The sequence below is a fragment of the Pseudomonas sp. S3_C06 genome (assembly GCF_054667675.1).
The window spans coordinates 5,959,628-5,975,847 of sequence record NZ_CP162747.1; the positions used below are offsets into that span (position 1 = coordinate 5,959,628).

The window sequence follows — 16,220 nt, forward strand, 5'->3', positions numbered from 1 at the left end:
TCGGGAAGCGCAGCCTTCGTCGTTGAAGGTTGGGCTTTATGTGTGTGTTGGTTGGGGTAATGCAGTGGTTGTGCCAAGTGGGGACGGTGGCGGGTTTATTGGGGGGGACAGATTTTGAGGGTGGATTTTTTGCACTGATTCGAAGCAGGTTGCTCGTTCGTGGGGCATTCAGGCAGTTGAATTTGTAGTGATTGGGTGGGCGCCTTCGCGAGCAAGCTCGCTCCCACAGGGGATTTGCGAACGACACGAATCTCTTGTGGGAGCGAGCCTGCTCGCGAATGGCGCGACGCGGTGTCAGCCATGAAACAACAAAACCAGCAGCACCAGATTCCCCAATAAAGCCACGATCGCCATCGTCCGCCAGACCTTCAGCGGCTCACGCTCCAGTAACGGTCTGGGCCGCACACTCAAACTCCGCCGCTCGCCCTGCTCCAACACCAGCAACCACTCCTCAGCCGTTTCAAACCGTTGTTGCGGATCAGCCGCCACCCCACGCTCCAGACTCTGCGCCAGCCATTCCGGCAGATCCGGCCGAAATCGACTGGCACTCACCGCCACGCCAAATCGCGGCCGCTGAAACGCTTCGATCTCGCCATAGGGAAAATGCCCGGTGAGCAGGAAGTACAGGGTCACGCCGACTGCATACAAATCCTGCTGCGCACTCGGCGGATCGCCGCGAAACGCTTCCGGGGCGATGTAGCTTGGCGTCCCCGGTAAAGTCGACGGCGCGTCTTCGGACAAGCCTGGGCAGTACGCCAGGCCAAAATCCAGCAAACGCAATTCGCCGTCATCACTCCAATGCAGGTTTTCCGGTTTTATATCGCGGTGCAGAATCTGCCGTCGATGCAGCAGTCCGGCCGCGCGTAGTAGACGCTCCGCGATGTCCTGCCATTGCGCTAGGGGTAAAGGCCCATTTTGTTGAAGAATCTGCGCCAGCGTCGTCCCGGAATATTCGCGCATCACGTAGTACAAATGCTGACGCTGCTGGCACGCATGGACTTCAGGAAAATGCCGCCCGGCCACACGTTTCAGGAACCATTCTTCGGACAACAACGCTTGCCCGGCGTAGGAATCATCGGCGGAGCGCGTGGGCAGGGTTTTCAGCAACCACCTCTGACCTTGCCCATCATGCACTCGATAGAGCAGCGATTGCTGACTCTGAGCAACAATCCCTTGCACCTGCCAGCCTTCAAAGTGCTGCCCGGGTTTCAGCGCTGGAGGCAGTGGCCATTGCTGCAAATGAATCAGTGCATCGCCGATATTTGCCTCACCCAAAGCATCAACCCGTACCAGCAATGCACTGGCATTGTCCTGGCTCCCCGCCAGATGCGCGGCGTTGACCAGCGTCTGCGCGGCGCTGTGAAGATCCGGCTGATCACGCAGAATCGCCGCAATGGCGGTATCGCCGAGTGTCGACCAGACACCGTCACTGAGCAAAACAAAGCACTCGCCGTGGCGCAGTTCACCATCAAGGAAGTCCAGCACCAGATGCTGATCCAGCCCCAATGCACGTTTGAGCACATGCTGCATGCCCGGCTGATCCCAGACATGATCTTCAGAGATCCGCTGCAAACTGTCGGCGTGCCAGCGATACACCCGGCAGTCGCCGACGTGGGCGAGGGTGAAGCGCCGACCGCGCATGACCAAGACGCTGACCGTGGTGAGCAGCGGTTGCCCACCGCCATTGGCCTGCAGCCAGCGGTTTTGCGCGAGCAGCAGGCGATCCAGTGCCTGCGCCACGCTCCAGGTTTCCGGCGTGGCGTAGTAGTCGAGCGCCAAGGCCTGCAAGGTCGAGCGCGCAGCCAGTCCGCCATCGGCGCATTGGCTGACGCCGTCGGCGATGGCAAACAGAAAACCTTTGCTCGCCGCCAGCGCCGGAGCGGGTGTGACCAGGCGCAAAGCGTCCTGATTCTCCGCGCGTGGGCCGGTGGCGCTGGCTTCGGCAAAGCTCAGTTGCAGGGCCATTGATGCCTCAGACCCGCGCCGCCGTCACCGCTGCCGAGCCCCAGGTGGTTCTCCAGCGACGCTTGACGCCGTGCAGACCAAACCACGCCAATACGCCGAGGCTGGCGAACAACCACAGGGCCAGTTGATAGCTGCCGGTGCTTTGTTTGATCGCGCCCATGCCGGCGGCCAAGGCAAAACCGCCGATGCCGCCGGCCATGCCGATCAACCCGGTCATCACGCCGATCTCCAGACGAAAGCGCTGCGGCACCAGTTGGAAAACCGCACCATTGCCTGCCCCTAAACCGAGCATCGTGCAGACGAAAAACGCCAGTGCCGCGTAGGAACTTGGCAGGTTGAAGCCGACGGCCGCGATGCACACGGCAGCGACGGTGTACATCGCCAGCAAGGTGCGTATGCCACCGAAACGGTCAGCCAGGGCGCCGCCCAGCGGACGCATCAGGCTGCCGCCGAACACGCAGGCTGCGGTGTAGTAACCGGCCGTCACCGGGCTCAAGCCGTATTGATCGTTGAAGTAGCCGGGCAGGGCGCTGGCCAGACCGATGAAACCGCCGAAGGTCACGCTGTAGAAAAACATGAACCACCAACTGTCACGGTCGCCGAGGGCTTTGAAGTAGTCAGCCATGGCTTTGGCTTTTGGCCGCTCAGGCGCATTTTTTGCCAGCCAGGCGAACAGCACCAACGTCAGGATCAACGGAATCAGAGCGAAACCGAAAACATTGCTCCAGCCGAACGCAGCGGCGAGCACCGGCGCAAGCAATGCGGCGAACACGGTGCCGGAGTTGCCCGCACCGGCAATGCCCATGGCTTTGCCCTGATGCTGCGGTGGATACCATTGCGAGGCCAAGGGCAGGGCGACGGCAAACGACGCGCCGGCCATGCCGAGGAACAGGCCGAGTATCAGCGCCTGTTCATAACTGTGGATGCCGATTTTCCAGGCGCCGAACAATGCGCAGATCACGATGACCTGGCCGATCAGACCGGCGGTTTTCGGCGACAACCGATCGGCGAGCATGCCCATCACAAAACGCAGCACCGCACCGGCGAGGATCGGCGTGGCGACAACGAGGCCGCGTTGCTGCGTGGTTAGCTGCAGGTCGGCGGCAATCTGCACCGCCAACGGGCCGAGCAGGTACCAGACCATAAAGCTCAGGTCGAAATAGAGGAAGGCCGCGAACAGGGTCGGGGTGTGGCCGGATTTCCAGAAGCTTGAATTCATCGCGCACCTCAGCTGAAAAGAGTCTCGAAAGGAGTCATGCAACAGCAGGTGGGGCGCCGCCACGGCCGCACCACCGGCCCCGAGCTGTGGGGCCAAAACGCAAAAACGCCGCTACCTGATTCGCCGAAGGGGCGAACGGGGTGAGCGACGTCTTTGTCGTGGGTGGGGCAACCGCCGTTGGTTACCTGTGCGTTTTACATAGCGAGATTTGTGCCAACAGCCGGAAAATCAAAAGCCCCTCACCCTAACCCTCTCCCGGAGGGAGAGGGGACTGACCGAGGTGTCTTGCGCCAAACATCGACCTGAAAGACCTAGTCGATTATGGATTCACAGCAGAAATTGCAAGTCGGCGTACATCGCGAGCATCCCCCAATCAGTCCCCTCTCCCTTTGGGAGAGGGCTAGGGTGAGGGGGCTCTTAAGAGGACACCTCAACCCAGCAACTCACTCATGGCAATAATCTGCTCCGCCACCTGAATCAGCTTCTGCTGCCGGCTCATCGCTTGGCGCCGCATCAAGGTGTAAGCCTCTTCCTCATTGCAGTCCTTCATCTTCATCAGCAACCCTTTGGCCAGCTCAATACGCTTGCGCTCAGCCAATTGCAGGTCTCGCGCCTGCAACTGCGCGCGCAAGGCCTGATCACTCTCGAATCGTGCCATCGCCACATCAAGAATCGGCTGCAAACGCTGGGCGTGAATGCCTTCGACGATGTAGGCACTGACCCCGGACTTGATCGCCTGACGCATCACTCCGGGGTCATGCTCGTCGGTAAACATCACAATCGGCCGAGGCTGGTCGCGGCTGACCAGCACGACTTGCTCCATGACATCGCGGCTCGGTGACTCGGTATCGATCAGGATTACGTCCGGGCGCACCGTTTCGACGCGCGCGGGCAGGTCGATGGTCAGGCCGGACTCATCAATCACCTCGAAACCGGCTTCGGTCAATGCGGCTTTCAGGCGCCCGACTTTTTTCGCTGTGTCGTTGATCAACAGAATGCGCAACATGTTCGCGGTCTCCTGTCAGCGGCGGGCGAGAAGAGGGGCGTCGTCGTTCAACGCGTGCAGCTTGAAGCTGCGCGCGTAAGCGGCCGGGTCGCTGCCGTCCCAGATTTTGCCGTCGAGCAACTGGCTGCTGCGCATGTCGGTGCCCCACGCGGCAACACCGAGCTCAGTAGCGGCGTCGCGATACAGATCGAGTTGCTGAACCTGACGGGCGACAGCGAGGTAATCCGGGTCTTCACGCAGCAAGCCCCAGCGGCGGAACTGGGTCATGAACCACATACCGTCCGACAGATAAGGCAGATTCACTTCGCCATTGCCGTGAAAGCGCAGCGCGTGCGGATCCTGCCAGCGATTGCCGAGGCCATCGGCATAATCGCCGAGAAAACGCGGTTCGATGCACGAAAGCGGAGCGTCCAGATATTCCGGCGCGCTGAGCAACTGCGCGGTGCTGCGACGGTTTTCCGGGCTTTCCTCAATGAAACGGCTGGCCTCAAGAATCGCCATCACCAACGCCCGCGCGGTGTTCGGGTATTGCTCGACAAAATCGCGGGTGCAACCAAGGACTTTTTCCGGGTGATCGGGCCAGATGGTCTGACTGGTGGCCAGGGTAAAACCCAGATTCTGCTGCACCGCGCTAGCAGCCCAAGGCTCGCCGACGCAAAAGCCGTCGATGCGCCCGGCTTGCAGATGCGCAACCATTTGCGGCGGCGGCACCACCACACTGTCGACATCCTGCAACGGATGAATGCCCTGACTCGCCAGCCAGTAATACAGCCACATCGCATGAGTGCCAGTGGGAAAGGTCTGGGCGAAGGTGAGTTTTGCGCGGCTTTGGTGCACGTGCCGATCCAGCGCTTCAGGACTGCTCACGCCGAGGTTCTGCAGGCCGTGCGACAGGTTGAGGCTTTGGCCGTTCTGGTTCAGCCCCATCAGCACCGCCATGTCAGTCGGGGCGACACCGCCGATGCCCAAGTGAACGGCGTAGATCAGACCATACAGACTGTGGGCGGCATCCAGTTCGCCGCTGACCAGATTGTCGCGCAGATTCGCCCAAGAGGCCTGGCGCTTCAGGTTCAGCGTTAGTCCATAAGGCTGGGCAAAGCCCTGTGTAGCAGCAACGACAACCGATGCGCAGTCGCTCAACGCCATGAAACCGAGGTTGATTGCACTTTTTTCCGGGGCATCGCTGCCGTTGACCCAGGCCAGTGGCCCTACCGAAGGTTCATTCATACACCGCCACCTCGAAAAAAAGCGCCGCCGCGGACTTTGCGCAGGCAAAACCCGGGACGACGCCATTGTCCTTGCCCGCGTGCCGTCATTGGCCTGCGCGCTGATAGTCAAGGAGGGTGCAAGGCATATGCCAGTGCCAGTGATTTGCGCGTGCGCCTCGCGCCGCAGGTCGATGCCCGGCTATAATCGCCGCCTCTTTTCGCCGCCCGAGTCATCGCCGCCCATGTACACCCTGGCCCGTCAGCTGTTGTTCAAACTTTCCCCGGAAACCTCCCACGATCTGTCGCTGGATCTGATCGGCGCGGGTGGGCGTTTGGGTCTCAACGGCTTGCTGTGCAAGGCGCCGGCGAAGAAGCCGGTGACGGTCATGGGCCTGGAGTTCCCGAACCCGGTGGGGCTGGCGGCCGGTCTGGACAAGAACGGCGCGGCCATCGATGGCTTCGCGCAACTGGGTTTCGGTTTTGTCGAAATCGGCACCGTGACCCCGCGCCCGCAGCCGGGCAACCCGAAACCACGGATATTCCGCTTGCCGGAAGCCGAGGCGATCATCAACCGCATGGGTTTCAACAACCTCGGTGTCGATAACCTGCTGGCGCGTGTGGCCGCAGCGAAATACAAAGGCGTGCTGGGCATCAACATCGGCAAGAACTTCGATACGCCGGTTGAACGCGCGGTCGACGACTACCTGATCTGCCTGGACAAGGTCTACGCCCACGCCAGCTATGTGACGGTCAACGTCAGTTCGCCGAACACCCCGGGCCTGCGCAGCCTGCAGTTCGGTGATTCGCTCAAGCAGTTGCTCGCCGATCTGGCCACGCGCCGTGCTGAACTGGCGTTGCGTCATGGCAAGCATGTGCCGTTGGCGATCAAGATCGCGCCGGACATGACCGATGAAGAAACCGCGCAGGTTGCCCAAGCGCTGATCGAAACCGGTATGGACGCGGTGATCGCGACCAACACCACCCTGAGCCGTGTTGGCGTTGAAGGCATGGAGCATGGCGACGAGGCGGGCGGTTTGTCGGGTGCGCCGGTTCGTGAGAAGAGTACGAACACCGTGAAGGTGCTGGCCGGTGAGTTGGCTGGGCGGTTGCCGATCATTGCGGCGGGCGGGATTACTGAAGGCAAGCATGCGGCCGAGAAGATTCTCGCCGGTGCGAGCCTGGTGCAGATCTACTCCGGCTTCATCTATAAAGGCCCGGCGCTGATTCGTGAATCGGTAGACGCGATCGCCGCCCTGCGCTGATCCAATTGTGGGAGCGAGCCTGCTCGCGAAGGTGCCAGTTCAGTCAATATTTCTGTGACCGACACGCCGCTTTCGCGAGCAGGCTCGCTCCCACAGGTTTCGTGTTCCAGCACAAAAAATGAGTTTTCCGGCATAAAAAAGGGCTCCTCGAAGGAGCCCCTGGGCCGGAGCCCGCCGTCCGGGAAGGACGTGCATGGTAAGTCGTTACAAATTCAGATTGTCGTGTCGGAATTAATGCCCTGTGTCAGCCGACGGCGTGAAGTTCGTTGAGTCTGTGGATTCCCGCAGTGCCGGTCATACCGTCCCAGTTGTCGCCGCGTCCTTCTCGCCAGCCGTTAATCCAGGCTTGGCGTACCGACGGTAGAGTAAATGGGCAAAGCTCACGGGATTTGCCACCAACGCCATATTGATATCCGCGCAAAAATGCTCTTTCCAACGGATCACGCTTAAGTCTTCTCATAGGGTGTTTCCCTCACTTGTTGACTGTTTTGTGTCGCGTTGACCTCAACTGAGGTCTGGCAGAAGAAACCTGCCATGGTGCGGCTCGCTGCCGGCGTGGCGAGCCAAGGTGTTGACGCCGTTGCGACGTCAACCTGTGTTCATTTCTAACCAATGAGTCACAGCGATGGAATGACCGTTTTGTCATAAGGACGTAACGAAAAGAGTGCTATAGCGATAAGTAACCGCTTATTTATTGAACGTTTATTGAGCAAACCCCGGTATGATCGGCCCCGCGCTGGATGATGGGGTTAATTCTTTAGTGAGAATGACCCACGTTTGCGCTGGGGTATAAAGCGACGAAGGGTCGCTTTAAGACTTTTTGTTGCATCACCTTTTTTATCTGTCCCGGCATCTAAGCTCTTTTAACCCGAGCAGCGGGGATGGAACGGCACACCTTCGTGCCACGCGGGCGCTCTTTTAGAAAAGCGCCTGATTGAAAACCGGATCGGCAATGCGTTGCCGATTCACTAGCCAAAGGCTCTGGAAATACCATGTCCGACCGTTTCGAACTCTTCCTCACTTGCCCTAAAGGCCTTGAAGGCCTGCTCATCGAGGAAGCCGTCGGGCTTGGCCTTGAAGAAGCGCGCGAGCACACCTCCGCCGTGCGTGGCATGGCGACCATGGAAACCGCTTATCGCCTGTGCCTCTGGTCGCGTCTGGCCAACCGCGTATTGCTGGTGCTCAAGCGTTTCCCGATGAAAGACGCTGAAGACCTCTACCACGGTGTGCTCGACATCGAGTGGCAGGATCACATGCTCAGCGACGGCACCCTGGCCGTCGAATTCAGCGGCCACGGCTCAGGCATCGACAACACCCACTTCGGTGCCCTGAAAGTCAAAGACGCCATCGTCGACAAACTGCGCACCCCGCAGGGCGACCGTCCGTCGATCGACAAGCTCAACCCGGATCTGCGCATTCACCTGCGTCTGGATCGCGGCGAAGCGATCCTCTCCCTCGACCTGTCCGGCCACAGCCTGCACCAGCGCGGCTATCGCTTGCAGCAAGGGGCGGCACCGCTGAAGGAAAACCTCGCGGCAGCCATCCTGATCCGTTCCGGCTGGCCGCGCATTGCTGCCGAAGGCGGCGCGCTGGCTGACCCGATGTGCGGCGTCGGTACGTTCCTCGTCGAAGCCGGCATGATTGCCGCCGACATGGCGCCGAACCTGCGCCGTGAGCAGTGGGGCTTTACCGCGTGGCTCGGTCACGTGCCGGCACTGTGGAAAAAACTCCACGAAGAAGCCGTCGAACGTGCCGCTGCCGGTCTGGCCAAGCCACCGTTGTGGATTCGTGGCTACGAAGCTGATCCGCGTCTGATTCAGCCGGGTCGCAATAACGTTGAGCGTGCGGGCCTGAGCGAGTGGATCAAGATCTACCAGGGCGAAGTCGCGACCTTCGAGCCGCGTCCTGATCAGAACCAGAAAGGTCTGGTGATCTGCAACCCGCCGTACGGCGAGCGTCTCGGTGACGAGGCCAGCCTGCTGTATCTCTACCAGAACCTCGGCGAGCGTCTGCGTCAGGCCTGCCTGAATTGGGAAGCGGCGGTGTTCACCGGCGCCCCGGATCTGGGCAAGCGCATGGGCATTCGCAGCCACAAGCAGTATTCGTTCTGGAACGGCGCGCTGCCGTGCAAGCTGCTGTTGATCAAAGTGCTGCCGGATCAGTTCGTCACCGGCGAGCGTCGCACCCCGGAACAGCGTCAGGCCGAGCGCGAGCAAGCGGCTTACGACCAGACTCCGGACGAGCCGCAAGAGCGCAAGTTCAACAAGAACGGCAACCCGATCAAACCGACGCCAGCCCCGGTTCCGGTGATCGAGCAGCCGCGCTTGAGCGAAGGCGGGCAGATGTTTGCCAACCGCCTGCAAAAGAACCTCAAGGCCATGGGCAAGTGGGTCAAGCGCGAAGGTATTGATTGCTACCGCGTCTACGATGCCGACATGCCAGAGTACGCGATGGCCATCGACCTGTACCACGATTGGGTGCACGTTCAGGAATACGCCGCGCCAAAATCGATCGACCCGGAAAAAGCCTCGGCACGCATGTTCGATGCACTGGCAGCGATCCCGCAGGCACTGAACGTCGACAAGAGCCGCGTGGTGGTCAAACGCCGCGAGCGCCAGAGCGGCACCAAGCAGTACGAGCGTCAGGCTGCGCAAGGCAAGTTCAATGAAGTCAGCGAGGGCGGCGTGAAGTTGCTGGTCAACCTCACCGACTACCTCGACACCGGTCTGTTCCTCGACCACCGCCCAATGCGCATGCGCATCCAGAAAGAGGCCGCCGGCAAGCGCTTCCTCAATCTGTTCTGCTACACCGCGACCGCCAGCGTGCACGCGGCCAAGGGCGGCGCGCGCAGCACCACCAGCGTCGACCTGTCGAAGACTTATCTCGACTGGGCACGTCGCAACCTGTCGCTGAACGGCTATTCGGACAAGAACCGTCTGGAGCAGGGCGATGTGATGGCGTGGCTGGAAAGCAGCCGTGACGAGTACGACCTGATCTTTATCGATCCGCCGACCTTCTCCAACTCCAAGCGCATGGAAGGCATCTTCGACGTGCAACGTGATCAGGTGCAGTTGATTGACCTGGCCATGGCCCGTCTGGCGCCGGGTGGTGTGCTGTATTTTTCCAACAACTTCCGCAAGTTCCAGTTGGAAGAAAACCTCGCCGAGCGTTACGCGGTCGAGGAAATCAGCGCGCAGACCATCGATCCGGATTTCGCCCGCAACACCAAGATCCACCGCGCCTGGAAAATCACGGCTCGTTGACGCTTTGCGCAATTGGATCCACAGAGCCTTGATTTTTAAAGGCTCCGTGGATCTGCCCGCGCTAGCTAAATTAGTGGCTAATAGCTATAACTCACACACGGTCAATGGGGTTTTCCCGTAAATGCTGGCGTAGTGAGTTGTCTTTATGTCGTTGCACCCCGTGCGCCCAAAGATTCTGGGTTTCATCAGCGAAGACGTCTCGGCCTGGCTGGTCGCGCTGCTGGTATTGCTCGCCGGTGGGATTCTCACGGGGCTGCTCGCCTGGGCCACCCTCAATCAGTTTCAGCAACAATCCCGTCAGCGTTTTCAACTGTTGGCCAACGAACGTTACAGCCGCATCGAAGAACGCTTTCAGGATCAGGAGCAACGCCTCGACGGTCTGCGCCGCTTCTTCGCCAACTCTGAATCGGTATCCCGCACCGAATTCGACGGTTACACCCAACCCTTATTAATGCGTACCCAGGCCTATTCGTTTGCCCTCAAGGTCAGCGGTGCCGAGCGCGCGGCATTCGAGCAGCGGGTGCGTGATGAAGGTCTGAGCAACTTTACCCTCCGTGAATTGAATGCCCAGGGCGAGCTGCAACTGGCTGGCGTGCGCGATGAATACGTGCCGGTTCTCTACAGCCAGACGCAAAGCCGGCTCGGCTCACCGTTGGGTTATGACTTGCTGGCGCAACCGCTGCGGCGCGACACCCTGCAACGTGCCGATAAGCTCGGCGGGCTGGCGGTGTCGCAACCGATGCACCTGGTTAGCATTGAGCCGTCCTACGCGCGCGGCGTGTTGCTGGTGGCGCCGGTCAGCCGCAACGGCGAGCGGCAGTCGTTCGGCTACGTGATGGCGGTGATCAGCATGCGCCAGTTGCTGGCTGACGGTTTGCCGGATGCCTTCCATGATTACCTGTCAGTGCGCATTCTCGACATGTCGACCCATGATCAGCACGAGGTGTTGTTCGAGTCGAGCAACGACCCGGCACTGAGCGATTTGTCCGCCACGCGTCTGGTGCGCATGGCCGATCACGACTATCAGGTCGATATCTTGCCGAGCGACGCGTTCGTTCAGGCCAACCATTCGTCGGTGGGCAGTGTGATCATTCTGGGTGGGTTACTCAGTCTGCTGCTCAGCGCCTTGCTCTACGTGTTGGTCAGTCAGCGCCAGCGCGCCTTGCTTATGGTGGAGCAGCGCACGCAGGAATTGCATGCCAGCGAACAGGAGCTGCGCGGCACCCACGGCCAGTTGCGCGGCGTGCTGAATGCGGCGACGCAGGTGGCAATCATCGCCACCGACTTGCGCGGGGTGATCAACACCTTCAACCCCGGCGCCGAACAAATGCTCGGCTACAGCAGCGCCGATGTCGTCGGCCACATGACCCTGGAAAACCTGCACCTGCCCCGCGAGCTGACGGCCCGCGCTGCCGAGTTGAGTGCGCGTTACGGCAAGACCATCCCGACCTGCCACGCGATGCTGGTCGAGGGCGGCGAAGTCGGCGGCCATGAGGCACGCGAGTGGACGCTGGTGCGCAGCGATGGCAGCCATATTCCAGTGAACATGCTCGCCACCCCGGTGCTCGATGAGCAGGGTTTGTGGGTCGGGCATCTGGCGATCTGCATCGATATCACTGAGCGCAAGCGCGTGCACGAGGTGCTGGCGGCGCGGGATGTGTTGCTGAAGAAGCTCAGCGCTCACGTGCCCGGTGGCATCTATCAGTTCAAGATGGAATTCGACGGACGCTTCAGTGTGATCTACGCCAGCGACGGCATTCGCGAGATCTACGAACTGGAGCCGGATGTGCTGCTGTTCAACGCGGAAGCGATCTTCACGCGCATTCATCCACAGGACGTTACTCGTGTGCGCTCTTCGATTCGCGCCTCGGCCGACAGCCTCAGCCCGTGGCGCGAGGAATACCGTGTGCAGTTGCCCGAGCGCGGTCTACGCTGGGTACGCGGCGAGGCGACGCCGGAAGAACTGCCGGGCGGCGGCGTGCTGTGGCATGGCTATATCTCGGACATTTCCGACCTCAAACGCGTGGAAGAAGAACTGCGTGCGCTGTCAGTGACCGACTCGCTGACCGGCATTCATAACCGTCGCTATTTTCAGGAACGCCTGACCACCGAAATGGCCCGGGTCGAGCGCGGTGGCGGCGAGCTGTCGGTGATCATGCTCGACATCGACCATTTCAAACGCATCAACGATCAGTATGGCCACGCCGTCGGTGACCGCGTGCTGCAAGCGGTGTGCGAACGCATCGGCCATCGTCTGCGGCGTACCGATGTGTTCTGCCGGTTGGGCGGTGAGGAGTTCATGGTGCTGTGCCCGGACATCGACGGCGAACATGCGTACATGCTGGCGGTTGAACTGTGGCAGGGTTTGCGCAGTGCGCCGGTGGATGTGGTCGGCGTGGTCACGGCGAGTTTCGGTATCGCCAGTTGGCGGTCGGGGGAGGGCGCGGATGCGCTGTTGCTCAGGGCGGATTCGGGTGTGTATATGGCAAAGCAGCGCGGACGCGATCGTGTCGAGCAGATGAGCTAGCCGCGACGCTAAACCCTTGTAGGAGTGAGCCAGCTCGCGATCGCGATATGTCAGTCACTTTGATGTGCCTGAACTGACGCTATCGCGAGCAGGCTCACTCCTACAGGGGGCCGCGGTGATCAGAGGACCGAAGCGGTCTGCGCCAGTTTCGGTTGCTTGTACAGATCCAGCAGCACCTGATCGAGCACCGACGACGCGCCAAACGGCGCCTTGTCATTGAGGATCGCCACCACCGCCCAGGTATTGCCATTCACATCACGGCTGAAGCCGGCAATCGCCCGCACAGTGTTCAACGTACCTGTCTTGACGTGTGCCTCACCGCGCATCGCCGTGGTTTTCAGGCGTTTACGCATGGTGCCGTCGGTACCGGCGATCGGTAGCGAGCTGATGTATTCCGCGGCATACGGGCTGTGCCACGCCGCTTGCAGCATGCCCGCCATTTCACGGGCGCTGACGCGTTCGGCGCGAGACAGGCCGGAACCGTTCTCCATTACCAGATGCGGCGCGGTGATGCCTTTCCTGGCCAGCCACTGGCGCACGACGCGTTGCGCAGCCTTGGCGTCGTCACCGTCGGCATCGTTGCGGAATTTTTGTCCCAGGCTGAGGAACAGCTGCTGGGCCATGGTGTTGTTACTGTATTTGTTGATGTCGCGGATGATCTCCGCCAGATCCGGCGAGTAGGCACGCGCGAGCAGTTTGGCGTTGCCCGGTGTCGAGGCCAGACGATCCTTGCCCTGAATGCTGCCGCCCAGTTCTTTCCAGATCGCGCGCACGGCGCCGGCGGTGTAGGTTGCGTGGTCGAGCAGCGACAGGTAAGTCTGCGAGCTGCAACCTTCGCCCAACTGGCCGGCAACGGTCACGTTGACGCTGCCATCGGCCTGCGCCACCGGGTTGTAGCGCACGCCACCGGTGCATTGTTTGGACGGCAGGGCTTTGACGGTGTTTTCGATGTGGATGCTGGCAATCGGCGGTTCTACCGAGATCAGCACGCGACCGCCGTCATTGCGCGCAACGAAGCGCAGGGCCTTGAGGTTGACCAGCAGCGAATCCGGTTTGACCAGGAACGGTTTGTTCTCGTCATTGCCGTCATCGTTGAATTCCGGCAGTTGCGGCTGCACGAAGAAGTTGCGGTCGAGTACCAGATCGCCGGTGATCTGGGTCACGCCGTTGGCGCGCAGGTCGCGCATCAGCAGCCAGAGTTTTTCCATGTTCAGCTTCGGATCACCGCCACCCTTGAGGTAGAGGTTGCCGTTGAGGATGCCGCCGTTGAGGTCGCCGTCGGTGTAGAACTCGGTTTTCCACTGATGATTGGGGCCGAGCATTTCCAGCGCCGCGTAAGTAGTGACCAGTTTCATGGTCGAGGCCGGGTTGACCGACACGTCGGCGTTGAACACGGTCGGCGTGCCCGGGCCGTCGAGCGGCACCATCACCAGCGACAGGGCGCTAGGCTGCAATTTGCTCGCCTTGAGGGCTTTTTCAACGTTGGGGGTCAGGGAAGTATTGATGGTGGCAGCAGAAACAGGCAGCGCCAGAGGCAGAAGAAGGCCGGCGAGAAACAGTGGACGCAACGATTTGATCATATGAAATAAAACCCTACAGCCGAGGGGAAAAAGACGAGGACATGGATGAAAAGGTCCTCAGTGGTCACGAAAGTGTCGGCATTATGCCCCAACCTGTAACAGGTTGTGCCTTGTCCGGGCAGGCCAATACGTTATTTTTTTACAGGCGGTCGGTTGCTGTGTCCAGAGAGTCGGGCAATCGATTGCTTAAACTGGTAAAGTGCCCGCCGTATTTACTTAAGAGGATTGTTCCAATGGCGACTAACCGTTCCCAGCGTCTGCGCAAAAAACTGTGCGTTGATGAATTTCAAGAGCTGGGTTTCGAACTGAACCTGGACTTCAAAGAAGACTTGTCCGAAGAAGCCATTGACGCTTTCCTCGAAGCCTTCATCAAAGAAGCCATGGAAGCCAATGGTCTGGGTTATGTGGGCGGCGACGACTTCGGTCTGGTTTGCCTGCAGAAGCGTGGCTCGGTCAACGAAGAGCAGCGCGCTGCCGTTGAAGCCTGGCTGAAAACCCGCTCCGAGCTGACCAAGTATGAAGTCAGCCCGTTGCTGGACGTTTGGTATCCGGAAAAGCCGATCAACGCGGCTAAGTGATACTGAAAAAAACGGCGACCTGAGGGTCGCCGTTTTTTTTCGTCTGGTGTTTGGGTGTTCGGTTTGGGATTTGTGGTGAGGCTACCCCTCACCCCAGCCCTCTCCCCGAGGAGAGGGAGCCGATATGCGAGCTGTTCAATACCTGAGTTCGACTCGGTATCCCACGTCGGCGTATTTCTTCCAAGCACCTCGGTCAGTCCCCTCTCCCCCGGGGAGAGGGTTAGGGTGAGGGGCTTTTGACCTTAAGCTTTACGCCAATTCAAAATCACCAGCGTCAAAACCCCCGCGACAATCCCCCAAAATGCCGAACCAATGGAAAACAGCGTCAACCCTGATGCCGTGACCATAAAGGTAATCAACGCCGCCTCACGCTCCTTCACCTCGGTCATGGCAATGCTCAAACCATTGATGATCGAACCAAACAGCGCCAGCGCCGCAATCGACAGCACCAGTTCCTTCGGCAACGCGGCAAACAACGCCGCCAACGTGGCGCCGAACACACCGGCAATCCCGTAGAAAACTCCGCACCAGACCGCAGCGGTGTAGCGCTTGTTGCGATCCTCATGGGCGTGCGGCCCGGTGCAGATCGCTGCGCTGATGGCCGCGAGGTTGATGCCGTGGGAGCCGAACGGCGCCAGCAATAGTGAAGCGATGCCGGTGGTGGTGATCAGCGGTGAGGCCGGGACGTTGTAGCCGTCGGCGCGCAGTACGGCGATGCCGGGCATGTTCTGCGAGGTCATCGCCACCACGAACAACGGAATGCCGATGCTGATGGTCGCGGCGAGCGAGAAGTGCGGCGTGGTCCACACCGGCGTCGCGACTTCCAGATGAAAACCGCTGAAATCCAGCAAGCCCATGAAGCCCGACAGCGCGGTGCCGATCAGCAGCGCCGCGAGCACGGCGTAACGTGGCGACAGGCGTTTGACCAGCAGGTAGGTGAAAAACATCCCTAGCACCAGCCCGGTACGGTGCTGCGCGGCGACGAAAATTTCGCTGCCGATCTTGAACAGAATCCCTGCCAGCAATGCCGCCGCCAGTGAGGCTGGAATCTTTTTCACCAGCCGTTCGAAGCTGCCGGTCAGGCCGCAGATCGTCACCAGCACCGCGCAGGTGATGTAGGCGCCGATGGCCTCGCTATAACTGACGCCGCCCAGACTGGTGATCAGCAACGCCGCGCCGGGCGTCGACCAAGCGATGGTGATCGGCGTGCGATAGCGCAGCGACAGGCCGATCGAACAGACCGCCATGCCGATCGAAATCGCCCAGATCCACGAAGAAATCTGCCCGCTGGTCAGACCCGCCGCTTGCCCGGCCTGGAACATCAGCACCAGCGAGCTGGTGTAGCCGGTCATCATCGCGATGAAACCGGCGACGATCGCCGAGGGCGAGGTGTCGGCCAGAGGGCGCAGTCGGATTTGGGTGGCGTCGTTCATGACGGCGGTGTTCCTTATAGCAATGAAGATGTCCCCTGTACGCCAAACCCCTGTGGGAGCGAGCCTGCTCGCGAAAGCGGTGTGTCAGTCAACATTCATTTTGAATATGAAACGGCTTTCGCGAGCAGGCTCGCTCCCACAGGGGATTGTGGTCGACCAGCGGATTCTGCGAACAAGCC

11 protein-coding genes are annotated in these 16,220 nt (G+C 60.4%); 4 read left to right on the forward strand and 7 right to left on the reverse strand.

Annotation, left to right across the window (positions count from 1 at the left end; genetic code table 11):
* Positions 1-294: 294 nt before the first annotated feature.
* The 4 genes from AB4N44_RS26565 to AB4N44_RS26580 form a co-directional block, all read right to left on the reverse strand.
* On the reverse strand, positions 295-1,965 hold the full coding sequence (locus AB4N44_RS26565; protein WP_160038938.1) for a bifunctional protein-serine/threonine kinase/phosphatase: 1,671 nt from the start codon (positions 1,963-1,965) through the stop codon (positions 295-297).
* Between the two features lie 7 nt (positions 1,966-1,972).
* Positions 1,973-3,184: a nitrate/nitrite transporter gene (locus AB4N44_RS26570; RefSeq protein WP_460111406.1), complete on the reverse strand. Its 1,212-nt coding sequence runs from the start codon at positions 3,182-3,184 to the stop codon at positions 1,973-1,975.
* Positions 3,185-3,614: 430 nt separating this feature from the next.
* Complete coding sequence (locus AB4N44_RS26575; RefSeq protein WP_038365449.1) at positions 3,615-4,190, reverse strand: ANTAR domain-containing response regulator; 576 nt, start codon at positions 4,188-4,190, stop codon at positions 3,615-3,617.
* Between the two features lie 15 nt (positions 4,191-4,205).
* A complete protein-coding gene (locus tag AB4N44_RS26580; protein WP_150775092.1) occupies positions 4,206-5,417 on the reverse strand; it encodes a CmpA/NrtA family ABC transporter substrate-binding protein in 1,212 nt (403 codons plus the stop codon).
* A gap of 223 nt (positions 5,418-5,640) precedes the next feature.
* Between AB4N44_RS26580 and AB4N44_RS26585 the strand changes: the two genes are divergently transcribed.
* Positions 5,641-6,660, forward strand: a complete 1,020-nt coding sequence (locus AB4N44_RS26585; RefSeq protein WP_034152862.1) for a quinone-dependent dihydroorotate dehydrogenase — start codon at positions 5,641-5,643, stop codon at positions 6,658-6,660.
* A 244-nt stretch (positions 6,661-6,904) separates the two neighbouring features.
* On the opposite strand, the gene rmf is transcribed toward AB4N44_RS26585, so the two are convergent.
* On the reverse strand, positions 6,905-7,120 hold the full coding sequence (gene rmf, locus AB4N44_RS26590; protein WP_003223300.1) for a ribosome modulation factor: 216 nt from the start codon (positions 7,118-7,120) through the stop codon (positions 6,905-6,907).
* Between the two features lie 532 nt (positions 7,121-7,652).
* Between rmf and rlmKL the strand changes: the two genes are divergently transcribed.
* On the forward strand, positions 7,653-9,923 hold the full coding sequence (gene rlmKL, locus AB4N44_RS26595) for a bifunctional 23S rRNA (guanine(2069)-N(7))-methyltransferase RlmK/23S rRNA (guanine(2445)-N(2))-methyltransferase RlmL (RefSeq protein ID WP_316917912.1): 2,271 nt from the start codon (positions 7,653-7,655) through the stop codon (positions 9,921-9,923).
* Between the two features lie 145 nt (positions 9,924-10,068).
* A complete protein-coding gene (locus AB4N44_RS26600) occupies positions 10,069-12,450 on the forward strand; it encodes a sensor domain-containing diguanylate cyclase (RefSeq protein WP_127926496.1) in 2,382 nt (793 codons plus the stop codon).
* Positions 12,451-12,569: 119 nt separating this feature from the next.
* Here the strand turns inward: AB4N44_RS26600 and dacB are convergent, their stop codons facing one another.
* Positions 12,570-14,030, reverse strand: coding sequence for a D-alanyl-D-alanine carboxypeptidase/D-alanyl-D-alanine endopeptidase (dacB, locus tag AB4N44_RS26605; protein WP_127926497.1), 1,461 nt, complete (start codon positions 14,028-14,030; stop codon positions 12,570-12,572).
* Positions 14,031-14,263: 233 nt separating this feature from the next.
* On the opposite strand from dacB, the gene AB4N44_RS26610 reads away from it, so the two are divergent.
* Positions 14,264-14,608, forward strand: a complete 345-nt coding sequence (locus tag AB4N44_RS26610; RefSeq protein ID WP_007916365.1) for a YggL family protein — start codon at positions 14,264-14,266, stop codon at positions 14,606-14,608.
* A gap of 242 nt (positions 14,609-14,850) precedes the next feature.
* Here AB4N44_RS26610 and AB4N44_RS26615 read toward each other — a convergent pair whose 3' ends face one another.
* Complete coding sequence (locus tag AB4N44_RS26615) at positions 14,851-16,041, reverse strand: benzoate/H(+) symporter BenE family transporter (RefSeq protein WP_150775095.1); 1,191 nt, start codon at positions 16,039-16,041, stop codon at positions 14,851-14,853.
* Between the last annotated feature and the right edge of the window lie 179 nt (positions 16,042-16,220).